The organism is Glycomyces luteolus (genome assembly GCF_027622875.1).
In the GTDB taxonomy this organism is placed as follows: Bacteria; Actinomycetota; Actinomycetes; order Mycobacteriales; family Micromonosporaceae; genus Glycomyces; species Glycomyces luteolus.
The window spans coordinates 44,376-70,008 of sequence record NZ_JAPZVP010000014.1 but is presented as its reverse complement, the minus strand read 5'-3'; the positions used below and the strand labels follow the sequence as shown (position 1 = coordinate 70,008).

The window sequence follows — 25,633 nt, the reverse complement described above, 5'->3', positions numbered from 1 at the left end:
TTAATCCAGATATCGTCGGATGAGATGCCCATCGCGAGCCCCTCGGAAGGCAGATTCATCTGCCTTTTCCAAGCTCACCCCTTGTGATCACCCGGTCATGCGACTAGCTTGATTCGTTGACGCATTGATGCACTTCTATCCAGAGTGGAGTAATACGTGGCTTCGACCGCCCCGCTGCATCGCGACGAGGAACCGGCCTTCGAGTGGACCCTCCCCGGACTCCACCTGAAGTTCGACCACCGCGACGACCGGCCCGTGCGGCTCGTGCGCCTCGCCACCGGGCCTGAGGTGCCGTCAGCCGCCGCGCCCTGGGCGATCGTCGACGTCATCACCGCCGGCGTCGAACACCGCGCCCGCAACAACCAGACCCTCATGCACTCGGGGGCCGGGCAGCGGCTCCGCTACGCGGGCCACGAATCGGACGAGACCGAGCTGCGGATCCGCCAGCGCGCGCCGGAGTTCGGCGTCGAGGTGCTCAGCGTCTTCCGCGTCGCTGGACCGGGTCTCCAGATCCGGCACACCGTGCGCAACGTGGCCGACCGGAGCCTCGTATTGCTTTCGGTGAGCTCGGCGCTCGTGGCCGTGCCCGCCGACGGCGCGCACGACCTCCTCTGGGGCGAGAGCGAATGGCTGGCCGAGGGGCGCTGGCGGCAGCGCCCGTTGAGCGATCTGCTGCCCGATATCGATCCGGCGATGCACGGCGGCCAGTACTCGCGCGGGCTCTTCTCCCTGACGAGCCATGGGAGTTGGTCGAGCGGCTCGTTCCTTCCCACGGGCGTTCTCGCGGCCGAGGGCGTTCCTTCGATCGCGTGGCAGATTGAGACCAGTGCGGGCTGGCACTGGGAGGTGGCGCAGACCGGCGCGACGGTCACGGTGGGTGTCCACGGCGCAACCGACATGCACCACCAGTTCGCCGTGCGGCTGGCGCCGGGCGAGGAGTTCACCTCGGTGCCCGCCGGTCTCTGCGTCGCCGATGGCGGCCGAGACGCGGCCTTCGCGGCGCTCACCGGCTACCGGCGCGCGATCCGCGAGCTCCGTACGGTCGATGCTCGACTTCCGGTGGTCTACAACGACTTCATGAACACGCTCATGGGCTGGCCGACGACGGAGCGGCTGCTGCCGCTCATCGAGTCGGCGGCCGAGACGGGCGCGGAGTACTTCTGCATCGACGCCGGCTGGTTCGCCGCCATGGAGGGCAACTGGTGGACGAACGCGGGCGAGTGGCTCGAAGCTCCGAGGCGGTTCACCGATGGACTGCTCGCGGTCATCGATGCCATCCGCGCCAACGGGATGCGACCGGGGCTGTGGCTGGAGCCGGAGGCCGTGGGGGTCGAGTCGCCGATCGCGAAGCGGCTGCCGGAGGAGGCGTTCTTCCAGCGGTACGGCGAGCGGGTGAACGAGGCCGGGCACTTCCAGCTCGACCTGCGGCATCCGGCGGCGCGCGCGCACCTCGACGAGACGGTGGACCGGCTCGCGGACGAGTTCGGGCTCGGGTTCTTCAAGCTCGACTACAACACGAACTCGGGGGTGGGGACCGATGTGGACGCGACGGCGCCGGGTGCGGGGCTGCTGGGGCACACGCGGGCTTTCCGCGACTGGCTGAGCGACGCGCAGGCGCGGCACCCGAACGTGCTGTTCGAGAACTGCGGTTCCGGCGCGATGCGCATGGACTACAGCATTCTCTCCGTGGCGCACCTGCAATCCACGAGCGACCAGCAGGACTTCCGGAAGTACGCGCCGATCGCGGCGGCCGCTCCTGCGAGCGTGCTGCCTGAGCAGGCGGGGAACTGGGCGTATCCGGCCGCGTCAATGACCTTGGAGGAGACGGCGTTCGCGATGACGGCGGGGGTCATGGGCCGGCTCTACCTCTCCGGGTTCCTCAACGAGTTGAGCGCCGAGCAGTCCGCGCTGGTGCGCGAGGCCATTGCGCTGCATAAGGACTGGCGGCACCGCATCGCGGCGTCGACGCCGTCGTGGCCGCTCGGGCTGCCCGGGTGGGAGGACGAGGTGGTGGCGCTGCAATTCGACACCGGCGAGGAGTCGCTGCTAGCGCTGTGGTCGAGGGGCGGGGCCGCCGAGATCGCGCTGCCGGAGCTGAACGGGCGGACCGTGGAGCAGGTCTACCCGGTCGCCTTGCCGGAGTGGACTGTCCGCGTCGACGGCGGTTCGCCGGCGGTCGAGGTGCCCGCCGGTCCGGCTGCTCGGGTCTTCGAGGTCCGGTGACGAATGATCCGATGACCGAAACAGCACATGAGGGAGAAAGCTAGCGCTTGCCGTGTAACAGGTCAGCATCGATCCCATATGACTACGGAATCATCTGATCTTTAGTCCCTCTGAGGTCTTGCCTTAACAGCCCCACCTCGCTTACTTTTGTTTGAAGGCATATCCAAATTTAGAGATCCCTTGCTGCCGGGTCATCCCTCGCGGCAGCACGACTGAAAGGCCAACGATGCCCGACTCCTCCTCCGCACCGATGCGGCGCCGCTCCCTCTTCAAGGCCGCCGGTCTCGGCGGCCTCGGCGCCGCCGGACTGCCCTTCGCCGCCGCCTGCTCCGACCTCAAGACCGGTGAAGGCTCGAGCCAGGCGACCGACGGCTTCGACTTCCTGCCCGAGTACAAGGAATGGCCGCTCCCGGCCGAGCCCGACCTGGTCGGCAACCCGCCGAACCACCCGTCCGCGTTCACCTCGTACCCCGAGCCGGTCGAGGCCGTCACCGAGGTGCCCTCGAACTCGGGCACCTACGAGATCACCGTGCCGTTCTGGGGCGAGGCCCCGTCGAACGACGACCCGTACTTCGCGGCGCTGCGCGACGCGTGGGGCGGGACCACCGTGAACCTCCGCCAGGCCGACGGCAACACCTACGCCGACACCTCGGTCCAGTGGCTCAACGCCAACGAGTACGGCGACGGCCTCCTGATCTTCAGCTGGATGCTCGGCTCGCACACCAACTTCCCCGAGACCGTCGTCAACTCGTTCTACGACCTGACGGACATCCTCAAGGGCGACATCTCCGACCGCTGGCCGCTCCTGGCCGGTCTGCCCCAGCAGTCGTGGGCGCAGTCGGTCTGGTCCACGGACCCGGCCGACCCCGAGACCGCCCGCCTCTACGGCATCCCCGCCACCTTCAGCGGCGGACCGGGCAACGCCCTGTTCACCCGCATCGACCTCATGGAGGCCGCGGGCATCGCGATGCCCACCACCGTGGAGGAGCTCCTGGAGGCCTGCCGGACCTGGTCGGACGACGCGAACGGCAAGTGGGCCTTCGGCGGTGTCGACTGGATCCTCCCGCAGCTGTTCGGCCTGGTCGGCGACGAAGGCTGGAGCTGGGACGAGGAGCAGGGCAAGCTCATCAACGACTGCGAGAAGCCCGAGTTCACTGAGATGCTCGAGTTCCGCCGCACGCTGTGGGACGAGAAGCTCATCCACCCTGACGCTCCCACCGGCACCCTCGACAACGGGGCGCTGCAGATCGCCGGGACCACCCTGTTCTCCCAGGAGAACCCGGTCCGCTGGTACGAGTACGCGAGCAAGGTCAAGGACGGCTCCGCCACCGGCGCGATCGCGCCGGTCCCGCCGATCGGCGCCAAGGGCCGCAAGCCGACCCTCAAGGCCAGCACCTCCGTCGACGGCTGGACGTTCCTGAACAAGGACCTCTCCAAGGAGCAGGTCGAGGAACTCCTCGACGTCGCCAACTGGTGCTCCGCGCCGTTCGGCACCAAGGAGTACGAACTCCTCGAGTACGGCGTCGAAGGCGACCACTTCGAGTACGACGCCTCCGGAAACCCGGTCCACACCGAGCACGGCCAGAAGGTCGTCCAGGCCCCGGTCAACCTCAAGCAGTACTCCGGCAAGGTCCAGCGGTTCCTCACCGGCCTCCCCGAGGTCGTCCAGGCCCACTTCGAGTTCAACGCCGTGTGCGAGCAGTACATCGTTCCGAGCATCTTCGAGGGCGTCCGCATCGAGGCCCCGGCCGCGGCCAAGTCCGCCAGCCAGGTCTTCTCGGACCAGCAGAACGACATCGCCTTCGGGCGGGCCGAGCTCTCCACCATCCCCGACATCGTCGCCACCTTCATGGAGAACGGCGGCGAGGAGGCCCGCGGGTTCTACACCGACATCTACAAGAGCCTCAACGAGAAGTGACGGGCGCCGGGGGGCCCCCCCGGGGGGGGGGCCGCCCCCCCCCCCCCCCCCCCCCCCGGCGGGGGGCGGGGAGTGGCCCGGGGACCCACTCTCCCCATCATTTGTTGGGGGGGGGCGCGGCCCCGCCGCCGGGGCGGCCGCCCCGGCCGCTCACGCCCACCGACCTCGGACTTGAGACTGGAATTCCCATGGCAACAATGCAAAGCGCGGCGCCGCCGACTTCGGCCCGGACCCCGAACGCGCCCGTCGTCAAACGCAAGCGGACCGCGGCCCAGCGCCTCCGGCACGACTGGCCCCTCCTGGTGCTGGCCCTCCCCGTGATCGCCCAGCTCGCGCTGTTCTTCTACTGGCCCTCGGCCTGGAACATCATCGCGTTCATGGACTACAGCCCCCACCGGCCGTTCTGGGAGAACCCGTTCGTCGGCTTCGCGTGGTTCCAGCGGCTCTTCAACGACCCGTACTTCGTTCCGGCGCTGCTGAACACCCTCAAGTTCGCCGCGGCGCACCTGATGTTCCTGTTCCCGTTGTCGGTCGTGCTCGCGCTGGTCATGCACTCGGTGGTCTCCACCAAGGTCCGCAGCACCTTCCAGTCCATCGTGTACCTGCCGTACTTCTTCTCCTGGGTCCTGGTCGTCACCGTGTTCGTCCAGGTCCTCGGCGCCGACGGGCTCGTCTCCAACTGGCTCATGGGCCTCGGCGGCGACCGCCTCAGCTTCACCTCGAACCCCGACACGTTCCTGCTGCTCGCATGGATGCAATGGGCTTGGAAGGACGCCGGCTGGGGCATGATCATCTTCCTGGCGGCCCTGGCCTCCATCAACCCGAGCCTCTACGAGGCCGCCGCGGTGGACGGCGCGAACCGCTGGCGGCGGATGTGGCACATCACCCTGCCGGGCATCCGCCCCGTCATCATCCTGCTGCTCATCCTGCAGATCGGCGGCATCCTCTCCGTCGGCTTCGAGCAGTACCAGCTGCAGCGCCAAGCCGTCGGCTACCAGGCCACCGAAGTGCTCGACACGTACGTGTACTACCGCAGCGTCATCGGCACCGAAGGTGCCTCGTTCGGCACCGCGGCGGGCCTGTTCAAGGGCGCGATCGGCCTCGTGCTGATCCTGGGCGCCAACAAGATCGCGCACCGCCTCGGAGAGCAAGGGATCTACCAGAAGTCATGACCGCCATCGACATCAAGCCCAAGCGCCGCAGCAGCAACCGGCCCATGTGGGACGAGGAGCCCTCCTTCATCGGCAAGAGCCTCAAGTCGCTCTTCCTCATCGCCTACGCGGCGGCGATCGTGGTCCCCCTCTGGGCGATCGTCGCCACGAGCTTCGCCAGCGAGGACGCCCTCACCAAGGCGGGCGGGAACCTGCTGCTCGTTCCGACCGACCTGACCCTCGCCGCCTACCGGGAGATCTTCAGCGGCGGCGCGCTCACGGACTCGCTCGTCCTCACGATCATCCTCACCGTGGGCGGCACCGCCTTCAGCATGGTGCTCACCGTGTGCGGGGCCTACGCGCTCTCGCGGACCGGCTCGCTCCTGCACCGGCCGATCCTCATGCTCGTGCTGTTCACGTTCCTGTTCGGCCCCGGCCTGTACCCCAGCTTCCTGGTGGTGCAGAAGCTCGGCCTGTTCAACAACTACCTGTCGCTGATCCTGCCGGTCGCGTTGAGCGCCTTCAACCTGATCGTGCTCCGGGCGTTCTTCATGAACACGATCCCCGGGGAGCTGCTCGACGCGGCCCGCATCGACGGCGCCGGCGAGTTCCGCATCCTCCTCACCATCGTGCTGCCGATGTCGAAGGCGATCCTCGCGGTCGTCGCCCTGTTCTACGCCGTGGGCTACTGGAACATCTACTTCTCGGCCGTGCTCTACACGCCCGGGCTGGAGACCCAGCCGATCCAGGTGGTGCTCCAGCGGATGCTCATGTCCACCCAGGGCCTGCCCGACGGCGCGTCGGCGGCCGCGCAGTACCAGCCCCAAGGCGAGGCGGCGCCGACCGCCGCGCTGAAGATGGCGGTCGTGGTCTGCACCGTGATCCCGATCGTGATCATGTACCCGTTCATCCAGAAGCACTTCACGAAGGCCGTCATCACGGGGGCCATCAAGGGATAGAAGACGTCCCGGGGGTTCGCCCCCGGGGTGGGTCGCGAGGACGATGTGAGGGTCGGGGGGTCGATTCGCTGTCGTACTCCTCGCGATCGGGGGCCTTCCGGCCCGGGCAATGCAGACTGCACACTGCGCCCGGAACGGAAGGCCTCCTTGTCATGCCGTCGCAATTAAAGCGGTTGTGACAAGAGAGATCCGATGATTCTTGCGGTTCGCGCGCGACTCGGTGATACTTGCATCCATGTCCCGCACGGACGATGTCGTCAACGGCATCAAACACATGATCCTCAACGGCGAGCTGCGTCCCGGCGAGCGCCTGCCGGTGGAGAAGGAGCTCGCCGAGACGCTCGGCGTCTCCCGCGGCTCGCTCCGCGAAGGCGTCCGAGCCCTCTCGATCCTCGGCATCCTCAACTCGCGGCAGGGCGACGGCACCTACGTCACCGAGCTCGACGTCGCGCAGCTGCTCGCGCCGATGGGCTTCGTAGTCGACCTCCAGGGGGACGGCCAGGCCCGGGAAGTGCACGCCATCCGGCGGCTGCTCGAGAGCGAGGCGGCCCGGCTGGCCGCCTCCAGGATCACCGACGAAGCGCTCGAAGAGGCACGGGTACTGCTGGAAGAGGCGGGGCGGATCCTCGACAAGACGCCGGAAGACCATGACCGGATCATCGAGATCGACATCGCCTTCCACCGCATCATCGCCGCGCACACCGGCAACTCCGTGCTCACCGGCATGATCGAGGCCTTCGCGAGCCGGACCGTGCGGGCGCGGCTGTGGCGCAGCCTCCGCGAGGAGGGCATCGACCGGCGCACCCACGGCGAGCACTACGCGATCTGGCGGGCCCTGTACTTCCACGAGCCCGAGAACGCGCGCATCCGCATGGCCAACCACCTGCTGGGAGTCGAGGACTCGCTGCCGTTCCTGCCCGGCGAGGACGAGGAAGAGCCGCCGATCGAAGCCTGACGGCCGCGGTGACCACGGCTGCGGACCGCCCTCCCGTCTGCCGGGCCGACTACGGCCGGGCTTCGAGGACCGCCATGGCCGCGTTTCGTCCCGGAATCCCGCTCACGCCGCCGCCGCGCACCGCCCCGGCCCCGCACAGGAAGACGTTGGCGTGCTCGGTCTCCACGCCCCACCGGCCCGCCGGCTCGCCGGTGCGGAACGGCCACGACAGGTCGCGGTGGAAGATGTTGCCGCCCGGCAGCCGGAGGTCGCGTTCGAGGTCGACGGGGGTCTTCGCCTCGATGCACGGCGCCCCGTCGCCGTCCATCGCGAGGCAGTCGGCCAGCGGCTCGTCCAGGTACCGGTCGAGCTGCGCGACGGTGGCCTCGAGCAGACGGGACTTCTCGTCCCCGCTCCCGTCGAAAAGCCTTGCGGGCGTGTGCAATCCGAAGAGCGTCAGGGTCTGGTAGCCCTGCCGCGCCAGCTCGTCCCCGAGGATCGAGGAGTCCGAGAGCGAATGGCAGTAGATCTCGGAGGGCGGCTGCGACGGGAACCGCCCTGAGACCGCCTCGGTGTACGCGGATTCGAGCTGCTCGAAGGACTCGGCGACGTGGAAGGTCCCGGCGAAGGCCTCGCGCGGGTCGACTTCGGTGTCGCGCAGCCTCGGCAGCCGCTTGAGGAGCATGTTGACCTTGAGCTGCGCCCCCTCGGCGGGTTCCGGGCGCTCCCGGCCGAGCAGGTCCGCCAGCGCCTCGGGCGAGGCGTTCACCAGCACGTGCCGGGCCTCGACCGTGCCGGTCCCCTGCTCGTTCGCGTAGGACACCTCGGCGCGCGTGCCGTCCGTCGCCACCTTCGCGACCTCATGGCCGGTGAGGATCTCCGCGCCCGCCGCCTTCGCCGCGTCGGCGAGCGCGTCGGTGAAGGCGCCCATGCCGCCCACGGGCACGTCCCAGTCGCCGGTGCCGCCGCCGATCACGTGGTAGAGGAAGCACCGGTTCTGGCGCAGGTCCTCGGCCCATGCGGAGGTGAAGGTGCCGATGAGCCCGTCGGTGAGCACGACGCCGCGTACGAGGTCGTCGGCGAAGGTCTGCTCGATCGTCTCGCCGAGGGGCTGCTGGAAGAACATGCCCCAGATCCGGTCGTCGCCGACGCGCTCCCGCAGTTCCTCCTCTGTGGGCAGCGGCTCGGTGAGGGTCGGGAACACGCGCTCGGCGACGTGCGCGGCCTTCGCGTAGAAGTCCTTCCAGGCCTCGAACTCGCGGTCGGATCCGGTGAGCCGTGCGAAGGACTCCCTGGTCTTGTCCGCATCGCGCGTGACGAGCAGTCCGGTCGGGCGGCCGCCGCGTTCGGTCGGCGTGTACGAGGAGACGCTCCGCTTGCGCACTTCGAACCGCAGGCCGAGGTCGTCCACGATCCGGCGCGGCAGCAGGCTCACCAGGTACGAGTACCGCGAGAGCCGGGCGTCCACACCGGGGAACGCCGGTGCGGAGATCGCGGCCCCTCCGGTGTGCCCCAGGCGTTCGAGCACGAGGACGCGCTTCCCCGCCTGAGCGAGATACGCGGCGGAGACCAGTCCATTGTGCCCGCCGCCCACGATCACGGCGTCATACGACTTGTGCAGAGGCATGCCCATTCCTAACACGCCCGGGCCGGGCCGGAGCCGTGAAGCTCAGCCCACGGGTCGGCGGGCGGCCGGTCGCGTCGTTGCCGAACCGTGACCTGGGCGTGGCCGGGTTGTTTCCGGCCGGTCGTAGATTCTCCGTTAATCGATTAACAATTTCTCGCGGATGCGTCTTGGCAAAGTGGTTAATCGATTAACCGATGAAGGGAAGTCAACGGTGACCAAGCAGCCCCGATTGGCCGATGTCGCGAAGGCGGCGGGTGTCTCCACTGCCACGGCTTCGATGGCGCTCAACGACACCGGGGGCCGCCGGATCGGACCCGAGACGCGTGAGCGGGTGCGCGCCGCCGCCGCCGAGCTGGGGTACCGGCCGAACACGGTGGCGCGGGGGCTGCGGACCAGGCGGACCCAGATGATCGGGTTCGTCGGCGACGACGTGGCGACCACGCCGTTCGCGGGCCAGATGATCCGCGGCGCCCACGACGCGGCCCGCGAAGCGGGTTTCCTGCTGCTCATGGTCGACACCTCGGGCGACCCGGCAGAGACCGAGGAGGCGATCGGGGCCCTCCAGGAGCGCCAGATCGACGGCATCCTCCTTGCGACCATGTACCACCAGGTGGTCGAGGTGCCGGACTCGATCGGTTCCACCCCTTGCGTACTGCTCGACGCCAGGACTGCGGACGGCTCCGCCTCCTCAGTGGTGCCCGACGAGCGCGGCGGGACCCTCGGCGTCCTCGCCGAGCTGACCGGCGCCGGTCACGTGCGGATCGGCCACATCACCACCCGCGAAGAGGTCCAGGCCCGCGCGGTGCGGCTCGAGACCTGGCGTGATCGGTTGCGCGACTGCGGCATCGACCCCGAACCGCTGCTCGTGGAGGTCGAGAGCGCCACCACGCAGCTCGGCTACGAAGGCGCGCTCGAACTCCTCGCGCGGCCCGACCGGCCCACCGCCGTCTTCTGCTTCAACGACCGGATGGCCATGGGCGTCTACCGCGCCGCCGCCGAACTCGGCCTGTCCATCCCCAATGACCTGTCGGTCGTCTCCTACGACGACCAGGAGCTCATCGCACCGGCACTGCATCCCGGGCTCACCTCGGCCGCCCTCCCCCACTACGACATGGGGCGCTGGGCGGTCGTGGAGCTGCTGCGCCGCCTCGACGACCCCGAGGCCGCGCCCGTGCAGCACCTCATGCCCTGCCCGGTGGCACGGCGGCAGTCAGTCGCCAAGCCCCGATAGCCCTTCTGCCCGAATCACATTGGAGTGAGCACCATGCAACGACGCCACCTCATCAAACTCGCCGCCGCCTCAGGCGGTGCGGCCCTCGCCGGGCCCGCGCTGGCCGCGTGCACCACCGCCGGCTCCGGCTCCTCGGACGGTGAACTGGTCCTCTGGAGCCACAACGCCGGCAGTCCGCTCGAGATCGCGGTCACCGAGGACATCATCAAGGCCTTCAACGGAAGCCAGGACGCGGTCAAGGCCGCGCTGGAGCCGTTCCCGCAGGACGTCTACAACGACAGCGTGAACGCGGCCGCTCTCTCGGGCGACCTCCCCGATCTGCTCACCGTGGACGGACCGAACGTCCCGAACTGGGCCTGGGCCGGACACCTCCAACCGCTCGACCTGCCCGAGGAGATCACCGGGAAGTTCCTCCCCTCGACACTCGGGATCTTCCAGGACCAGCTCTACGCCGTCGGCCACTGGGAGGCCGCGTGCTCCGTCTTCGCCCGCCAGTCCGTGCTCGAGACCGCCGGCGTCCGGATCCCCACCATCGAATCCCCTTGGACCCGTGAGGAATTCGACGACGCCCTCGAGGCCGTCACGGGCAAGGCCGGATACGAGTACGCGATCGACTTCTCCACCGCCGACACCGGCGAGTGGTACCCGTACGCCTTCTCGCCCTTCCTGCAGAGCTTCGGCGGCGACCTCATCGACCGCTCGAGCTACCTGAAGTCCGACGGCGTGCTGAACGGGCCGGAGGCGCTGGCCTGGGGCCAGTGGTTCCAAGGCCTGTTCACCGCGAAACTCGCCAACCCCGACTCCCCCGGCGGCGCCGAGGACTTCATGCAGGGCAAGGCCGCCATGGCCTTCCACGGCAACTGGGGCGCACTGCCCGCCATCGACCTCTACGACGACATGCTGTTCCTCCCGCCGCCGGACTTCGGCAACGGCCCCAAGATCGGCGGCGGCTCCTGGCAGTGGGCCGTCACCGCCACGGCCGACAAGGCCGGGGCCAACTCCTGGCTGGAGACCGCGCTCTCGGACGAGTACGTGGCCGAGTACGCCAACCAGACCGGCCTCATCCCCGCCACCGACGCGGCCGCCGAGCTCACCGAGCACTACGGCACCGACGGCAAGCTGCGCATGATGGTCGACTACTCCAAGGCCTACGCGACCCTCCGCCCCGAGACCCCCGCGTACACCGTCATCGCCTCGGTGTTCGGCCAGTACACCGGCGACATCATCCACGGCGGCGACGTCCAGACCGCCCTGGACGCGGCCGTCGCCGAGATCGACGCCGACATCGACGCGAACTCCGGGTACGGGTTCTAGCCATGGGCGCCAAGCTCGCGAGCCGGGAGCCGGACTCGTCCACCGTCGAAGGGGCCGCCGTCACGGCGGCGGCCCCGCCGCCGAAGACCAAGCGCCGCAGCCACTCCCGCGCCGAGCAGCGCGCGGGCACCGCCTTCGCGGTGCCCGGGATCGTGCTGCTCCTCGTGTTCGTCATCGGCCCGGCCGTCGTGTCGCTGGTCCTGGCGTTCACCAACGCCAGGCTCATCTCGCCGACCCCGCCCGAGTTCATCGGCCTCGAGAACTTCCGCCGAGCCTTCACCGAGGACGCCACGTTCCACCGCTCACTGCTGAACACGCTGCTGTTCGCGTGCATCGTGGTCCCGCTGCAAGGCGGGCTCGGGCTGGTTCTGGCGCTCCTGGTCAACCAGAAGCTCGCCGGGCGCAACTTCTTCCGCACCGTGTTCTTTCTGCCGGTCATCACCTCCATGGTGGTCGTCAGCCTCCTGTGGCGCTTCCTCTACCAGGAGGACGGCCTCGTGAACTCGGCGCTGTCGATGCTCACCGGCGGGGCGTGGGCCGGGCAGGCCTGGCTCGCGAACCCGTCGACCGCCCTGGGCGCCATCGTGGTCATGAGCGTGTGGCAGGGCGTCGGATTCCACATGATCATCTGGCTCGCCGGGCTCCAGACCATCCCCGAAGAGGTCTACGAGGCCGGAGCGCTCGACGGCACCACTCCATGGCAGCGGTTCTGGCACCTCACGCTGCCGCTCCTCAAACCCACCTTCGTGTTCGTGCTCATCACCATCACGATCGCCGCGATGAGCCTGTTCGTGCAGGTCAACATCATGACCGGCGGAGGGCCCGTGGGATCGACCAGCACCATCGTGCTGCAGATCGTCCAGAAGGGATTCCAACAGCAGCAGATGGGCTACGGCGCCGCGCTCTCACTGGTCTTCTTCTGCATCGTGCTGACCCTGGCGCTCGTCCAGCGCCGCCTGACGAGGGACAAGGACTCATGAACGCCGCCACCGCCGCCCGCCGAGGGTGGACCTACGTTCCGATGACCGTGCTCGCGGCCTTCTTCCTCTTCCCCATCGTGTTCATGGTGGCCGCGAGCCTCAAAACCGACCACCAGATCTTCGCCGACATGAACTCGCTCAAGGCGTTCCTGCCCGTCGGGGACCTCTCGCTCGCGAACTACGCGGCCGTGTTCGACCGGGTCCCGTTCTGGCGCTTCCTCGGGAACACCCTGTTCGTGACCTTCATGGTCACCGCGTTCGGCCTGATCGTGAACTCCATGTGCGGCTACGCGCTGGCCCGGATGCGCTGGAAGGGCCGCGGCCTGGTGTTCGGGCTCATCATCGCCACCTTGATCCTGCCGTTCGACACCACCATCGTGCCGATGGTGTATCTCGTGGCGAACCTGCCGTGGGTCGGCTTCGACGGCCTCACCCCGGTGCTGGAGTTCGGGTGGCTCAACACCTACCGGGTGCAGATCATCCCGTTCATCGTGAACGCGTTCTCGATCTTCCTGTTCGCCCAGTACTTCACGAGCCTCCCCAAGGGACTTGAAGAGGCAGCCGCGATCGACGGGGCCGGATGGCTGCGCACCTACTGGCGCATCATCGTGCCCCTCTCCAAACCCGTGTTCGCCACGGTCGCGATCCTCACCGTGGTCACCTCCCCCGCCACCTGGAACGCCTACCTGTGGCCGCTCATGACCGTGCAGAGCGAAGAACTGCGCCCCGTCATGGTCGGCGTCCAGTACTTCTTCCAGCTCGACACCGCCTGGGGCGAAGTGATGGCCTACATCACCATGATCACCGTGCCGATGGTGATCGTGTTCCTCGTCTTCCAGCGCGCGTTCATCCAGTCCATCGCCTCAGCGGGCATGAAGGACTGAACTCCCCCACCCACTAGTAAGGACACTCATGCTCAAGCTCGCCGACCACTGGGTCTGGGACTCCTGGTACGCGACCGACCCAGAAGGCCGACACCACGTGTTCTTCCTGCGCGCCTCCCGGGCGCTGCAGGAAGAGGGCCGCCGCCACCACCGCGCCTCCATCGGGCACGCCGTCTCCGCGAACCTGAAGGACTGGACGCTGCTGCCGGACGCACTGGTCTTCGCCGACGCCCCCGCCTGGGACGACCAGGCCACCTGGACCGGCTCGATCGTGCGCGAGGACTCGGGCCGGTGGCGCATGTTCTACACCGGCGTCTCCCGGGCCGAGGGCGGGAACATCCAGCGGATCGGCTCGGCCGTCTCTGACGACCTGCTGGTCTGGCACCGCGAACCGGGCCCGCAAGTCGAGGCCGATCCGCGCTTCTACGAGCGGTTCTCCCCCGAGTCGGACTGGTTCGACGAGGCCTGCCGCGACCCATGGGTGTTCCGGGCCGAGGACTCGTGGCACATGCTGTTCACCGCGAGAACCGAGGGACCCGAGGCGACTCGCGAACGCGGCGTCGTCGGGCACGCGCGCTCGGCGGACCTGGAGACCTGGGAGGTGCTGCCGCCGCTGAGCCGGCCGGACGCGCTCGGCTTCGGGCAGATCGAAGTCACGCAGCTGCACCAGGTGGACGGCCAGTGGCTGCTGCTCTTCTGCTGCGGCAAAGGCGAAGCGGCCGATGCGCGCCGGGCGCTGGACGAGACGGGCGACAACTACGTCGTGCCCGTCGACGATCCGCTGGGCGGACTGGACGGCGTCGTCTTCGACATCGCCAAGGCCCGCCCGTTCGAGCACGAGAGCCTGTACGCCGCACGACTGCATGATGTGGACGGGCAGACGGTCATCATCGGCTTCCGCAACCTCGAGGACGGCGAGTTCGTGGGCGAACTCGTGGACCCCATCCCCGTCCGCTGGGACGGGGAGAGGCTGGTTCGCGCGTGATCGGCGTGATCGGTGAGGCCCTGATCGACTTGAAGGTCGAGCATGAGGACGCCGGGCATCCGGTCGCGCACCCGGGCGGCAGCCCGATGAACGTGGCGGTGACCTTGGGGCGCTTGGGCTCCGAAGTGGCCTTCCTGGGGCGGGTCTCCGGAGACGCGTTCGGGGAGCTGCTGCGGTCGCACCTGGCCGAATCGGAGGTCGATCCGCGTTGGATCGTCGACGCGGACGAGCCCACGAGCCTCGCCATCGTCTCGGTCGACGCGGGCGGCTCGGCGAGCTACGCCTTCCACGTCGACGGCACCGCCGATTGGCAGTGGCGGTCCGCCGAACTGCCGCGCAGTCCGGGACTGGACGCGGTCCACGCCGGGTCGCTCGCGCTCGCCCTCGACCCCGGCAGCACGGTGGTCGAGCAGTGGCTCGCCGACCTCAGCGCCGACACCACGATCAGCCTCGACCCGAACGTGCGCCCGGCGCTCCTCGACGACCGCGAGGCCTATCGGGAACGGCTGAAGCGCTGGCTCGAGTTCGCCGCGATCGTGAAGGTCTCCGACGAGGATCTGGAGTGGATCTGGCCCGGGACCGACCCGGCGGATCTCGCCGCTGAGTGGATCGCGAAGGGCCGCAAGCTGGTCGTGATCACGCGAGGCGGCGAGGGAGCGCAGGTCTGGGTCGGCGGCGAGTCCTTCGCGGTGCCCGCCGCGCCGGTCGACATGGTCGACACGGTCGGCGCGGGAGACTCCTTCAGCGGCGCGCTCCTGGACTGGCTCGACCGCAACGGCCGCCTGCGACCGGAGGGTTTGGAAGGCTTGACGGCCGACGAAGCCCGGGACGCCGTCGGATTCGCGGCGAAGGTCGCGGCCATCACCTGCTCGAGGGCGGGGGCGAACCCGCCGTACCGATCGGAATTGTGACTTCCAACCATTCGAAATGGTCGATCCGCATGAGCGGTTCGGCCATTTCGAATTAACCGATATTAACCTCTAATATCGATGGATTTAACTACGTTTAACCAAATACGATCTTGGAAGTCAAGTCCGATTTCAGTGCACGAGTTTGGAGCGACGATGCTGCGAACCTCAAGAAGGAACCTCCTGCGCGCCGCCGCCCTCGGCGGCACGGTGAGCCTGATGGGAAGCCCCGCTTGGGCGCAAGACGAGACCTATCGGCCCGTCTATCACTTCTCCGTCCCCGACCATTGGAAGAACGATCCGCAGCGGCCGATCTACGTGGACGGCAAGACCTACTACTACTACCTCTACAACAAGGACTACCCGACTCCCGGCACCGGCACCTCTTGGCGGATCGCCGCCTCACACGACAATGTCGCCTTCACCGACCTCGGCACCGCCATTCCGAAGGAGACGAACCCGAACGGCTCGATCTGGTCCGGCTGCCTCGTGGTCGACGAGGCGGACACCGCCGGATTCGGCGCGGGAGCGATCATCGCCCTCGCCACCCAGGAGGACCGGTTCGCGACGGCCCCGCACCGCCAGGCGCAGTTCCTCTTCTACTCCACCGACGGCGGCCGCACCTTCGGCCGCCATGAGCCGGCCGTGCTGCCGAACCCCGGCGTCGTCGACTTCCGCGACCCGAAAGTCATCTGGGACGCGCAGCACTCGCAGTGGGTGATGGCCCTCGCCGAGAACGACAAGATCGGGTTCTACCGCTCCACGGACCTGAAGAGCTGGGCGTACACCGAAGGCTTCATCAAGCAGGGCATCGGGGTCCTCGAATGCCCCGACCTGTTCTGGCTCGAATCCTCCACCGGTCCCGGCCGCTGGGTGCTGGGCGCCAGCGCCAACGCCAAGGGCTCCGGCGGGCCCGCGACCTACGCGTACTGGACGGGCGAATGGAACGGCACCACGTTCGTCCCTGACCACCCGGACCCGAAGTGGCTGGACCACGGCTGGGACTGGTACGGAGCGGTCACCTGGGAGCGGCGCACGGGCGGCCGGATCGACCCGAGGACCCGTTACGCCATCGGATGGATGAACCACTGGGACTACTTCGGCGACACCCCTTCGTGGGGGGCCGACGGGTTCAACGGCATCGACTCGATCGTGCGGGAGATCGCCCTGCACTGGTACAGCCCAACGGAACCGGTGCTGCTCTCGACGCCGGTCCGCACGCTCGCCGACCGGGCCGCGCGGACGGTGAGCCTCGGCGACGTCGCGGTCGACGGCATCACGCCGCTCGACTATCGCGGCCGCGCCTACGAGGTCCGGACCAGGGTCGCCTGGAACCAGCTCGACAACATCGGGATGCAGCTGCGGTTGTCGGCGGACGGCTCGCGCCACGCCGACGCGGGCGTCTACCTCGCCGGTGGCTTTGCGTACCTCAATAGGGCCTACACGGGGAACCCGGACCCGACGGGCCGGTGGATGGAGAGCCGCACGCCGTTCGACGCCGCGCGGAAGGAGGCGACGCTGCGGATCCTGGTCGACAACCTGTCCGTGGAAGTCTTCGTGGACGATGGCCGCTACGTGCACTCGAGCCTCGTGTACGCCCGGCCGGGGGACGACCGCCTGGCCCTGTTCACGGACGGCGGCCCGGCGGTGTTCAACGACGTCACCATTACCGAGTACCGCCAGATCTGAGCTGGCGGGCTCGCGGCTCGACCCTGGACCGGGAGCGGCCATCGCACGGATGGCCGCTCCCGGTGGCGTTGCTCCCCTGGCGTTCGCGCTATTGAAGTCAGCGCCGGTCCGGGGGCTGCGATCGGGCGCTGCCCGCACCACTTTCCCACCACAATGGCTCCACGCCGCCGCGTAAGACTGGTTCCTCTCCGCACGGCAGCACCGCAAGTCGCCGCTCGGCCCGAGCGGCGGTGCGCGACTCCACCCGATCGGCCAGGAAGGGAAAACCCCCTATGCCAAGAACTTCTGCGAAACGCCTGAGCCTCAGAGCCATATGCATTTCCGTCGTCACCTTCACGACCGTCGCGGTGACGGCGGGAGTCGCCTGGGCGGCCTACACCGACAACATGTACCCCACGCAGTACTTGACGGTGGGGTGCTTCAGCATCAGCGGCCCCAGCGGGCCGGGCTTCTGCCAGACCGACAACTCGGACCTCACGTACTACATGGACAGCGGCGGCAGCAACATGCTCGAATCCGGCGACCGCACTGTCGTCCACAATGTCATGAACAACATCTACGAGCCGACCGACCTCTCCGTCACCTACGACTCGACCCCCTCGTTCTCCGGCAGCGCCGAGACCGACATCGTCTACGAGGAGAGCGCTGTGGGCCTGTCCTCGACCGCCGACGGCGCGACCTTCTGCAACAACGCCGCCACGACGCTCAAATGCGACCAGCAGTACATCCGCATCCGCGGCGGCGGGCACTACAGGCAGGGCCTCACCTGCCATGAGACCGGTCACGCCGTCGGTCTGACTCACGGCCAGGACGCGTCGCCGAGGAAGAGCAACACCGACGAGAAGCTCGGGTGCATGGAGAAACCGACCGATGCCGACGAAGGACTCCAAGCGAACAACATCGAGAACATCAACGCCACTTACTGAGGAGGGTCCATGAGCATCCGCACCCGTATAGCAGCGGCCGCCGGCATCATCGCGGCCGCCTCCGTCACCGGCATCATCGTCGCGGCCATCGCCGCGCCCGCAGGGGGCTCCTCCACGCAAGGGGCCGCCGAATCCCAGCCGGAGGTGATGCTGGGACAGGGCGGTGACCACCTTCCGAGCGTGACGGCCGCCGACTGGGTCACCTATGCCGACCATGTCGTCGTCGTCGAGGCCGTGGAAGAGCAGGCCATCGCGCCGACCGCGGAGGAACTCGAACGCGGCGAGGGCATCATCGGCCGCATCGTCTCGCTCACGGTCGAGGACGTTCTGTGGTCGAGGGAAGGGGCCGCACAAGCGGCCCCCGCCACCTGGGAGTACTCGGGCCTCGGCTGGTACTTCGCAGATGGCGACACCACCAATACGGTCGAGATGGCGCTCATCGACCTTCCCCGGATCGAGGTCGGCCACCAGTACGTCATGGCCATCCGCTGGGAGAAGGCCGTCTGCGACGAAGACGGCGAGTACACCCGGGCCCAGTGGCGCGGCCTCGGTGAGGGCTCGGAGATCCCTTACGACGGCGGCACGATCGGCAACGGCGAGTCCGAAGGCACGGTGCAGGACGCCGCGGCCTTCGCCACCGCTGCCGAGGACGAGGTCGACCAGGGCGTCGAGGAACTCCTGGCCGGTGAAACCGCCGACGCGCTCGTCAGCGCGCTGAACAGCGCGGTGCCGGACACCGCGGCACAGGCCGAGATGACGACCATGGACGCCGAGACCTCCTGCGTGTAGGGATCCGCTCGACCAGAGAGCGGCGGGGGCCGTGAACGGTCCCCGCCGCTCTCCGCGGCTTCAGGCTTTCACCGGCTGCGAGTCCTCGTCCGTCCCACTCGATCCGGGCGGATGCAGCGCACCGAGTTTGGCCCTGACCTTCTCCGCGTCGGCATGGCCGACGTGCTCGAGGATGGCCAAGGCGCGCCGCCAAGTTCGCCGAGCCGCTGCGGAATCGCCGTTCGCGTGCTGGGCATCGGCCAGGTTGACGAAGGTGGTCGCCTCGCCTTGGCTATGGCCGAGGTCTCGGTACAGGGCGAGGGCGCGCTGATAGAAGGCGATCGCTTCGGATTGCCTGCCTAGGCAGTGGTGGGTGTAGCCGAGGCTGTCCAGTGCGGCGGCCTGGCCGTGGCGGTCCCCGATCGCCTCTAGGAGTGCCACGGCTTCTTCGCAGTAGGCCAACGCCTTCCGGTGGTCTCCGGACTGGGAGTGGGCCCACCCGATCCCGTTGAGCGCGTTGGCTTGGCCGACGCGATGTCCTGTCGCCCGGTACAGGTCGAGCGCGCGTTGCGCGCTTTCAAGCGCCTCGGCGTTCCGACCCTGCCTTGTCCAAAGTCGACCGTGCATGAGATGGGCGTGGGCTTCACTGACACGGTCGTTCGAGTGTCGGCACAGGGCGAGCGAGCGGTCGAGGAGCGCACGGGCGTCCTCCGTTCGGCCCAGCTGGCTGTACGCCTCGGCGAGCAGACGGCTGAGGCGGGCCTCGGCGTCGGAGTCGCCGAGCGTTCGGGCGGCCTTCATGGCGGTCTGCCAGACGGCGGTCTGGTCCTCCCAAGGCCCGCGGTCGAGGTGGTCCCTGAGGGTGTAGGCCAATTGCCAGCAGTGCGTGTCGAAGCCGTGCTCGGCCGCATGATGGACGGCCGCTGTCAGCGCCGCCCCCTCGGAGGCGAACCACACCATCGCGGCTCTCCCGTCGGCGAGCCGGACAGGCGGAACCCCAGAGGGCGCAGTGGAGAGTCGGATCGGATCGCGGTTCGGGTCGACCAGTCGACTGGCGGCGTGGGCGGTGTGGAGGTAGAAGTCGAGCAGTCGACGCGTCGCCTCCTTTCTGTCGCTGCACGTGTCGACGGCGTCGGCGAGCTCGGCGGAGTACGCGCGCAGGAGGTCGTGGAAGGCGAACCGTCCGGGAGTCGGTTCGGTGAGGAGGTTGCCGCGGGTCAGTTCGACGAGCAGCCGACTCCCGGCAGACGCGGTGGTCCCTGCGACGGCCGCGGCCGCCGCCTGTGTGATGTCCGGTCCTGGATGCGTGCTGAGGAGCCGGAACAATCGGGCCGCGTCGGCAGTGAGGGCCTGATACGACCAGGAGAAGACGGTGCGGAGATCGATCGCGGGGTCGGGATCGGCGAGCACGTCGAGGCGGTCGCGCGCATCGTGCAGCGCCGCTGCGAGGGACGTCAGCGAGAAGTCCGGCCGGGTCGCGGCTCGGGCAGCCACAATGGCCAGTGCGAGGGGAAGTCCTTCGCACGCTTCGGCGATCCGTTCGGCGGCCTCGGGTTCGGCGGCCGTCCGCCCGTCCTGGATGCGGCGCTCCAGGAACCGCGCGGCCTCCTCGGGGTCGAGGCCCACCAGGGCGATCGGCCGGGCACCGTGAGCGATCAGCCCGGAAATGGAGTTGCGACTGGTGACCAGTACCAGGTCCGAAGCGGTGCCGGGCAGGAGCGGACGGACCTGGTCGAAGTCGCGGGCGTTGTCGAGGACTACGAGCACCCGCTTGTCGGCCAGCAGACTGCGGTACAGAGCGGCCTGGGCGTCCAGATCGCTCGATATCTGGTTCGGCGGTGTGTGCAGTGCTTCGAGGAAGCCCCGGACGGCCTCGCCCGGCGTCACGGGCTGCCCGACCGGATCGAAGCCGCGCAGGTTGACGTACAGCTGCCCGTCGGGGAACCGGTCGGCGACCCGGTGCGCCCAGTGGACCGCGAGGGCGGTCTTCCCGATCCCGGCGGCGCCGGTGATGACCGCGGCCGTGGCCGCGCCGGTCGACTCGGCCGGAGCGGCAAGCAGTCTGTCCAATGCGGACAGCTGTGCTACTCTGCCGGTGAAGTGGGCGGCCGAGGACGGCAGCTGCCTCGGTACCGTCGGCCGCGAGACGACGCCTCCTCCGGCCGGGTCGCGATCCGGGACAGCGAGCCGCAGTCGGGGGTCGTACCGCAGGATCTGCTGGTGCAGCTCCTCGAGCGGCGGTGAGGGCTTGATGCCCAGCTCCGCGTCGAGCAGGCGGTACAGGCGCTGATGCGCCGAGAGCGCCTCGGCCTGCCGTCCGGCACGGTACAGACCGAGCATGAGCAAGCGCCACAGGCCTTCGCGCAGCGGATGCGCCACTGTGAGCGCTTCCAATTCGGCAATGGTGGTCGTCGGCATGCCCGATTCCAGCTCTGCGGCGAGACACCGCTCAAGGACCTCCAGCCGCAGCTCGTCGAGCAACCTGGCCTTGTCTCGCACGGCCGGGGCATCGATGTCGGCGAACGAGGCGGCACCGCGCCAGAGTCCGAGCCCTTCCCGGAGCATGGCGCCCCCTTCGCCCGGCCGATTGCCCTGCAACGCCTGTCGGCCTTTGGCGGCAATCACCTCGAACCGGTGCGCGTCCACGGCCTCGTCTGCGGCCTCCAGCACATAGCCCTTGTTACGGCCGCGAAGCACCGGGCCGCCCTCGTCGCCGCGCAGGCGCTTCCGCAGTTGGTACACATAGGATCTCAGGGTCGCGTCGGCGGTCTTGGGCGGGTGCTCGCCCCACAGCTGATCGATCAGCCAGTCCTGGCCGACCGGCCGGTTCAGGTTCAGCAGGAAGAGCGCCAGCAGCGTCCGCGGTTTTGCGGCGTCCAAGGCCGCCGCCCGACCGTTCACCGCCAGCTGCAGCGATCCCAGCACCCGAAATTCCTGCGCGTTGGCGGACAAGTCGACTCCCTGCGGTGTGGATGCGAGCAGAGCAAGCTGTTCACTCAGAGGTCATACGCCGTGCGGAACATTCTGGTTGCAAGGAAGCGAGCGACCCCCGGCGGCGGTCTGACGATGGTGCTGGCGCTGCCGCAGACGAAGGGGCCGACGAGCTGACTCGGGCGTAAAGAAATCGTCAAGATTCGGATTGGGTATACCCGTGAGCTCGGCAAGTCCTCCTGGTACGCGGTGTCGTGTCGCGTTCGCTCGGCATGCCGCGAGGTTATCCTGCTTCCGCGGGCCGGTCCGGTGCCGCGAACTCCAGACCACAGGAAGGCCGAGTCCTGCAAACCGTCCTGCGCGCCATACTCGACGGCTTCATCCGGCAGCCCGTCCGCATCGTCCCAGTCGCTTTCGCCGCGGGGATCCTCGCCGCCACCGGACTGCTGATGCTGCCGGTCGCGCAGGCCGATCCCGGCAGCACCCGGTTCGTCGACGCGCTGTTCACCGCCACCTCGGCGATCGCCGTCACCGGCCTGGTCACCGTCGACACCCCGACGCACTGGTCCGGGTTCGGCGAAGCGGTCATCCTCGGCTGCATGCAACTCGGCGGCCTGGGCATCATGACGACCGCGGCGTTCCTCGGCATGCTCGTGAGCCGCAAGCTCCGCCTGCGGTCGAAGCTGATGACGCAGGCCGAACTGCACCCGTCGATCAGCCTCGGCGACGTCAGGAGCGTGCTCCGTTTCGCCATGCTGTTCACGCTGGTGGTCGAGGGCACGTTCGCCGCGATCCTGGCCCTGCGGTTCCATTTCGCGTACGACCTCGGTGCGGGCGAAGCGACCTGGCACGGCGTGTTCCACAGCGTCGCCGCGTTCAACAACGCGGGATTCGCCCTCTACAGCGATTCGATCATCGGCTTCGCGACCGATCCGTGGATCAGCCTGCCGCTCGCGTTCGGCACGGTGCTCGGCGGCCTCGGCATCCCGGTGGTCTACGAGCTCTTGCGCCGCCGGAGCCAGCTGACCTGGTCGCTCCACACCAAGATGACCCTGGCGGGCACGGCCGTCCTCCTCTTCGGCGGCTGGCTCGTCCTGCTGGCCCTGGAGTGGTCGAACCCGGGCACGTTCGGCCAGTTCGCCTGGCACGAGCGGTTCCTGCCCGCGTTCTTCCAGTCGGCGGTGCTGCGCACGAGCGGCTTCAACTCGATCGACGTGGGCCAGTTGAACGACGACTCGCTGCTGGTGTCGATGGTGCTCATGTTCATCGGCGGCGGTTCGGCCTCGACCGCCGGGGGCATCAAGGTCACCACGTTCTTCATGCTGATGCTGGTGATCTGGGCCGAGATCCGCGGCGAGCGGGACGCGTCGGCGTTCCGCCGCAGCCTCCCGATGCCGGTGGTCCGCGAGGCGCTCACCGTGGCCCTGGTGTACCTCGCCCTCAATGTCGTCGCCGTCATGCTCATGCAGCGCTTCGAGCCGGACATCATGCTGGCGCCCATCATGTTCGAGGTGGTATCGGCGGCCGCCACAGTGGGCCAGTCCACCGGCATCACCTACGACCTGGGCGATCCGTCGAAGTGGCTGCTGGCCATCGTCATGTACGGCGGGCGCATCGGCCCGGTCCTGTTCGCGACCTCGCTGGCGATGGCCACCCGCAAGCGCCTCTACCGCTACCCCGAGACCCGCCCGCTCGTGGGCTGACCGGCCGCGTCCCGGTCCACTTCAGGTGAGCACGGGGCGATGCCGTGCTCGCCGCCGCGCTTTCCAACGCGGGCCCACATGACGCGCTGGATGAAGAGGGTCGCGATCCCGGCGAGGAGCATGCCCGCGAGGTTGACGCCGAGCTGCACGAGCGAGGCGCCGACCTCGTCCCAGTGCGCGAGGGCGATCGCGACGGCGATGTTCCCGGCCGCGGGCACGGTCGTGACGGAGATGAAGACGCCGACGAGCGTGGAGGATTTGCGGGCGGTCATGGAGAGGATGCCCGCGACGCCCGCGAGCACGGCCACCACGAAGGACCAGCGGTCGGGGTGGATGATGAAGCTGGTGAGCGGGCGGTCGTCGAGCATCGTCGGTTCGATCCAGCCCAGGAGGCGGCTCGCGGCCGCGCAGGCCAGGGTGATGGCGATGGCCACGGCGAAGCCGAGGGCGAGGGTGCGGCTGGCGGCGCCGATGAGGCGCAGGTTGCGTTGCAGCACACCGAAGCACATGGCGGCGACCGGCCCGAAGTCCGGGCCGAGGACCATCGCGCCGACGATGAGGATGGGCTGGTCCAGGAGCGTGCCGATCGCGGCGATCTGGACCGCCAGCGCCAGGAACGCGAAGTAGGACCAGGTCATCCGCGTCTCGGCGGCGGTGCGCGCGGCGAGTTCCTCCCAGACGACGGCGTCCTCGGATTCGCCGGGGGCGGCGTGCTGGGCGGTCTCGGCGGCGGAGGAGATCGAGAGGTCGATCTGCTCGACGCTGATGCCGCCGGTGTCCTTGAGGCCGAGGGCGCGCAGGTCGGCGAGGACCGAGTTGGCGCCTTCTCTCGCGACGTCGAATTCGACGACGTCGCCTTCGGGGTCGTAGGCGGCGCCGGGCAGTTTGATCACGTTGACGGCTGCCGGGCAGTCGGCGACGAGGCGGAGGACCTCATCGGTGCGGGCGGCGGGGCTGATGACGCGGACATGCAACACGAGGGGAATTCTCCCCCACTCCTGCCAGCCCGGCAGGGCCGGTCAGGCCCGCCGGGCCCATCTGGCCCGGTACTTCCAGGCGGCGGACCGCCACCGGGCCCGCATCAGGTTCGCCGCCACGCGAAGCCGCCACATGCGTCTACTCGCTGAAGATGCGGACCTGGGCATCGGAGCTGTCGATGTCCACGATCACCTCGTCGAGGTGGTTCACGAACTCCTCGAGCTCGTCGGGCTTGAGCTGTGTCAGGTCGAAGGGCACGCCGGATTTGGCCATCTCGGCGTTGGCCTTCTCGAGCGCCTGCGCCGGGACGAGGGCCGAGAGCCGGACTCCGGCGCGCAGGAGCGCGATGGGGGTGCGGATGTTGACGCGCCCGGGTTCGCCGTTCTCGACGTATTCCACGACCAGGCGCAGGTACTTGGCTTTGCCTTTGGGTCGGCCGGGGGTGCTCGGCGCGGGCTCGCCGGGCTCGATGGCGGCGAGCAGCCGCTCGGCCTCGTCCACGGTGATGGTGCCTGCGGCCAGCATGTCCAGGATGGCTTTGCGCTGTTCGTTCATTGCGGTTCCTCTCTAAGCGGATGGTCACGAGCACGGCGTTGCGGCCCTGCTCGATGTCGAAGCGGGCGCCGGGGAGCGCGGAGATGACGCGCCAGACGCCGGCGATGGTGGGTAGCACTTTCATGTCGAAGATCAGGCAGGCGATGACGCCGCCGATGAGTGCCAGGAGCAGGATCGGCGAGAACACGATCGCTACGAGGAGCACGGGGATCCAGAGTCTGATGGTGCGGTGGCCGGGGCGTTCGAGGCGGACGGTGACGAGTTGGGGCATCACGCCGGTCCCTCCAGTTCGGATAGTGCTTGCTCGGCGGTGATCTCGCCGCGGCGGAGGCGGTCGATGACGTCGGCGCGGGAGGGCGCCGGGTCGGTCTCGATGAAGTCGAGGGCCTGGGTGATCCGGTTGAGACGCGATTTGATGGTGGGGTAGCTGACGCCGAAGGTCCGCTCCATCTCCTTGATCGAGCCGTGGCACCGCACGAACGCGGTGACGAAGACCTGGTCCTCGACGCTGAGCTGAGCGAGCTGCGGGAGCTCGAACGCGCCCTCGATCGCGACGCCGCTGTCGTCGAGCCGTACGCGTTCGACGGTGAACGGGCGGCCGCGGGTCAGGTTCGTGAGTTCCTGCCAGTCCATTGCCTCATCTGCCATATTTCAAGTTGTACTCGCGAGAATCTTAATTTTCAAGAGTCAGAGATTAATTTTCTTAAGGTTGAGCTTGGGAATGTCGTCGGCATCTGGAACGACTACCTCTCGCCGCTGCTCTACCTCAGCGACACCGGCATGATCCTGCGCCAGGTCACCGCCGCGGCTTCCCTCTCGGCCGACGAACTCAACTCGGACGTCCCGCCGCCCGCCCAGGGCATCAAGTCCGCCGTCGTCATCATCGCTACGATCCCGGTGTTCCTGGCGTATCCGTTCCTCCAGAAGCACTTCGCAACAGGCATGCCCATCGGAAGCGTGAAAGGCTGA

General features: G+C 68.5%; 20 protein-coding genes and 1 pseudogene. 16 read left to right on the top strand and 5 right to left on the bottom strand.

Annotated elements, in window-relative coordinates:
• The first annotated feature begins 156 nt into the window (after positions 1-156).
• From O1R50_RS17420 to O1R50_RS17400, 5 genes are all read left to right on the top strand, one after another.
• Complete coding sequence (locus O1R50_RS17420; RefSeq protein WP_270111410.1) at positions 157-2,223, top strand: glycoside hydrolase family 36 protein; 2,067 nt, start codon at positions 157-159, stop codon at positions 2,221-2,223.
• Between the two features lie 226 nt (positions 2,224-2,449).
• A complete protein-coding gene (locus tag O1R50_RS17415) occupies positions 2,450-4,141 on the top strand; it encodes a type 2 periplasmic-binding domain-containing protein (RefSeq protein WP_270111409.1) in 1,692 nt (563 codons plus the stop codon).
• 188 nt (positions 4,142-4,329) lie between these two features.
• A complete protein-coding gene (locus O1R50_RS17410) occupies positions 4,330-5,313 on the top strand; it encodes an ABC transporter permease (RefSeq protein WP_270111408.1) in 984 nt (327 codons plus the stop codon).
• On the top strand, positions 5,310-6,251 hold the full coding sequence (locus tag O1R50_RS17405; RefSeq protein ID WP_270111407.1) for a carbohydrate ABC transporter permease: 942 nt from the start codon (positions 5,310-5,312) through the stop codon (positions 6,249-6,251). The genes O1R50_RS17410 and O1R50_RS17405 overlap by 4 nt, the downstream gene beginning before the upstream one ends.
• 235 nt (positions 6,252-6,486) lie before the next feature.
• A complete protein-coding gene (locus O1R50_RS17400; protein WP_270111406.1) occupies positions 6,487-7,206 on the top strand; it encodes a FadR/GntR family transcriptional regulator in 720 nt (239 codons plus the stop codon).
• Between the two features lie 49 nt (positions 7,207-7,255).
• On the opposite strand, the gene O1R50_RS17395 is transcribed toward O1R50_RS17400, so the two are convergent.
• On the bottom strand, positions 7,256-8,812 hold the full coding sequence (locus tag O1R50_RS17395; RefSeq protein ID WP_270111405.1) for a phytoene desaturase family protein: 1,557 nt from the start codon (positions 8,810-8,812) through the stop codon (positions 7,256-7,258).
• A 211-nt stretch (positions 8,813-9,023) separates the two neighbouring features.
• On the opposite strand from O1R50_RS17395, the gene O1R50_RS17390 reads away from it, so the two are divergent.
• The 9 genes from O1R50_RS17390 to O1R50_RS17350 all read left to right on the top strand — a co-directional run bounded on the left by O1R50_RS17390 (position 9,024) and on the right by O1R50_RS17350 (position 18,518).
• On the top strand, positions 9,024-10,043 hold the full coding sequence (locus O1R50_RS17390) for a LacI family DNA-binding transcriptional regulator (protein ID WP_270111404.1): 1,020 nt from the start codon (positions 9,024-9,026) through the stop codon (positions 10,041-10,043).
• 33 nt (positions 10,044-10,076) lie between these two features.
• Entirely contained in the window at positions 10,077-11,357 is a 1,281-nt protein-coding gene (locus O1R50_RS17385) for an extracellular solute-binding protein (RefSeq protein WP_270111403.1), read from the top strand.
• Positions 11,358-11,359: 2 nt separating this feature from the next.
• Positions 11,360-12,337, top strand: a complete 978-nt coding sequence (locus O1R50_RS17380) for a carbohydrate ABC transporter permease (protein WP_270111402.1) — start codon at positions 11,360-11,362, stop codon at positions 12,335-12,337.
• Positions 12,334-13,221 carry a carbohydrate ABC transporter permease gene (locus tag O1R50_RS17375; protein WP_270111401.1) on the top strand — a complete coding sequence of 296 codons (888 nt, stop codon included), beginning with the start codon at positions 12,334-12,336 and terminating at the stop codon, positions 13,219-13,221. The genes O1R50_RS17380 and O1R50_RS17375 overlap by 4 nt, the downstream gene beginning before the upstream one ends.
• Positions 13,222-13,249: 28 nt before the next feature.
• Positions 13,250-14,206: a glycoside hydrolase family protein gene (locus O1R50_RS17370; RefSeq protein WP_270111400.1), complete on the top strand. Its 957-nt coding sequence runs from the start codon at positions 13,250-13,252 to the stop codon at positions 14,204-14,206.
• The gene (locus O1R50_RS17365; protein WP_270111399.1) at positions 14,203-15,117 is read left to right on the top strand and encodes a carbohydrate kinase family protein; all 915 of its coding nucleotides are present in this window, start codon (positions 14,203-14,205) and stop codon (positions 15,115-15,117) included. The genes O1R50_RS17370 and O1R50_RS17365 overlap by 4 nt, the downstream gene beginning before the upstream one ends.
• A 153-nt stretch (positions 15,118-15,270) precedes the next feature.
• Positions 15,271-16,803, top strand: a complete 1,533-nt coding sequence (locus O1R50_RS17360) for a glycoside hydrolase family 32 protein (RefSeq protein ID WP_270111398.1) — start codon at positions 15,271-15,273, stop codon at positions 16,801-16,803.
• A 272-nt stretch (positions 16,804-17,075) separates the two neighbouring features.
• Complete coding sequence (locus O1R50_RS17355; RefSeq protein WP_270111397.1) at positions 17,076-17,729, top strand: hypothetical protein; 654 nt, start codon at positions 17,076-17,078, stop codon at positions 17,727-17,729.
• Between the two features lie 9 nt (positions 17,730-17,738).
• Positions 17,739-18,518: a hypothetical protein gene (locus O1R50_RS17350; protein WP_270111396.1), complete on the top strand. Its 780-nt coding sequence runs from the start codon at positions 17,739-17,741 to the stop codon at positions 18,516-18,518.
• A 60-nt stretch (positions 18,519-18,578) separates the two neighbouring features.
• On the opposite strand, the gene O1R50_RS17345 is transcribed toward O1R50_RS17350, so the two are convergent.
• A complete protein-coding gene (locus O1R50_RS17345) occupies positions 18,579-21,449 on the bottom strand; it encodes an AfsR/SARP family transcriptional regulator (protein ID WP_270111395.1) in 2,871 nt (956 codons plus the stop codon).
• A gap of 251 nt (positions 21,450-21,700) precedes the next feature.
• Between O1R50_RS17345 and O1R50_RS17340 the strand changes: the two genes are divergently transcribed.
• Positions 21,701-23,131, top strand: coding sequence for a TrkH family potassium uptake protein (locus O1R50_RS17340; protein ID WP_270111394.1), 1,431 nt, complete (start codon positions 21,701-21,703; stop codon positions 23,129-23,131).
• Here the strand turns inward: O1R50_RS17340 and O1R50_RS17335 are convergent.
• The 3 genes from O1R50_RS17335 to O1R50_RS17325 all read right to left on the bottom strand — a co-directional run bounded on the left by O1R50_RS17335 (position 23,101) and on the right by O1R50_RS17325 (position 25,297).
• Positions 23,101-24,108, bottom strand: a complete 1,008-nt coding sequence (locus tag O1R50_RS17335; protein ID WP_270111392.1) for a DUF389 domain-containing protein — start codon at positions 24,106-24,108, stop codon at positions 23,101-23,103. The two genes, O1R50_RS17340 and O1R50_RS17335, sit on opposite strands and share 31 nt — an antisense overlap.
• Before the next feature lie 139 nt (positions 24,109-24,247).
• Positions 24,248-24,664, bottom strand: coding sequence for an SHOCT-like domain-containing protein (locus tag O1R50_RS17330; RefSeq protein WP_270111391.1), 417 nt, complete (start codon positions 24,662-24,664; stop codon positions 24,248-24,250).
• A 270-nt stretch (positions 24,665-24,934) separates the two neighbouring features.
• Positions 24,935-25,297 (bottom strand): DUF2089 domain-containing protein, encoded by a 363-nt coding sequence (locus O1R50_RS17325; protein WP_408612734.1) that lies wholly within the window; start codon positions 25,295-25,297, stop codon positions 24,935-24,937.
• A 93-nt stretch (positions 25,298-25,390) separates the two neighbouring features.
• Between O1R50_RS17325 and O1R50_RS17320 the strand changes: the two are divergent.
• Positions 25,391-25,633, top strand: a pseudogene (locus O1R50_RS17320) (ABC transporter permease); the annotation flags it as partial.

Coding starts and splice junctions, on each gene's coding strand:
- O1R50_RS17415 (WP_270111409.1), top strand. CDS start 2,450: ATGCCCGACTCCTCCTCCGCACCGATGCGGCGCCGCTCCCTCTTCAAG.
- O1R50_RS17410 (WP_270111408.1), top strand. CDS start 4,330: ATGGCAACAATGCAAAGCGCGGCGCCGCCGACTTCGGCCCGGACCCCG.
- O1R50_RS17405 (WP_270111407.1), top strand. CDS start 5,310: ATGACCGCCATCGACATCAAGCCCAAGCGCCGCAGCAGCAACCGGCCC.
- O1R50_RS17400 (WP_270111406.1), top strand. CDS start 6,487: ATGTCCCGCACGGACGATGTCGTCAACGGCATCAAACACATGATCCTC.
- O1R50_RS17395 (WP_270111405.1), bottom strand. CDS start 8,812: ATGCCTCTGCACAAGTCGTATGACGCCGTGATCGTGGGCGGCGGGCAC.
- O1R50_RS17385 (WP_270111403.1), top strand. CDS start 10,077: ATGCAACGACGCCACCTCATCAAACTCGCCGCCGCCTCAGGCGGTGCG.
- O1R50_RS17380 (WP_270111402.1), top strand. CDS start 11,360: ATGGGCGCCAAGCTCGCGAGCCGGGAGCCGGACTCGTCCACCGTCGAA.
- O1R50_RS17375 (WP_270111401.1), top strand. CDS start 12,334: ATGAACGCCGCCACCGCCGCCCGCCGAGGGTGGACCTACGTTCCGATG.
- O1R50_RS17370 (WP_270111400.1), top strand. CDS start 13,250: ATGCTCAAGCTCGCCGACCACTGGGTCTGGGACTCCTGGTACGCGACC.
- O1R50_RS17360 (WP_270111398.1), top strand. CDS start 15,271: ATGCTGCGAACCTCAAGAAGGAACCTCCTGCGCGCCGCCGCCCTCGGC.
- O1R50_RS17355 (WP_270111397.1), top strand. CDS start 17,076: ATGCCAAGAACTTCTGCGAAACGCCTGAGCCTCAGAGCCATATGCATT.
- O1R50_RS17350 (WP_270111396.1), top strand. CDS start 17,739: ATGAGCATCCGCACCCGTATAGCAGCGGCCGCCGGCATCATCGCGGCC.
- O1R50_RS17340 (WP_270111394.1), top strand. CDS start 21,701: ATGCCGCGAGGTTATCCTGCTTCCGCGGGCCGGTCCGGTGCCGCGAAC.
- O1R50_RS17330 (WP_270111391.1), bottom strand. CDS start 24,664: ATGAACGAACAGCGCAAAGCCATCCTGGACATGCTGGCCGCAGGCACC.
- O1R50_RS17325 (WP_408612734.1), bottom strand. CDS start 25,297: ATGGACTGGCAGGAACTCACGAACCTGACCCGCGGCCGCCCGTTCACC.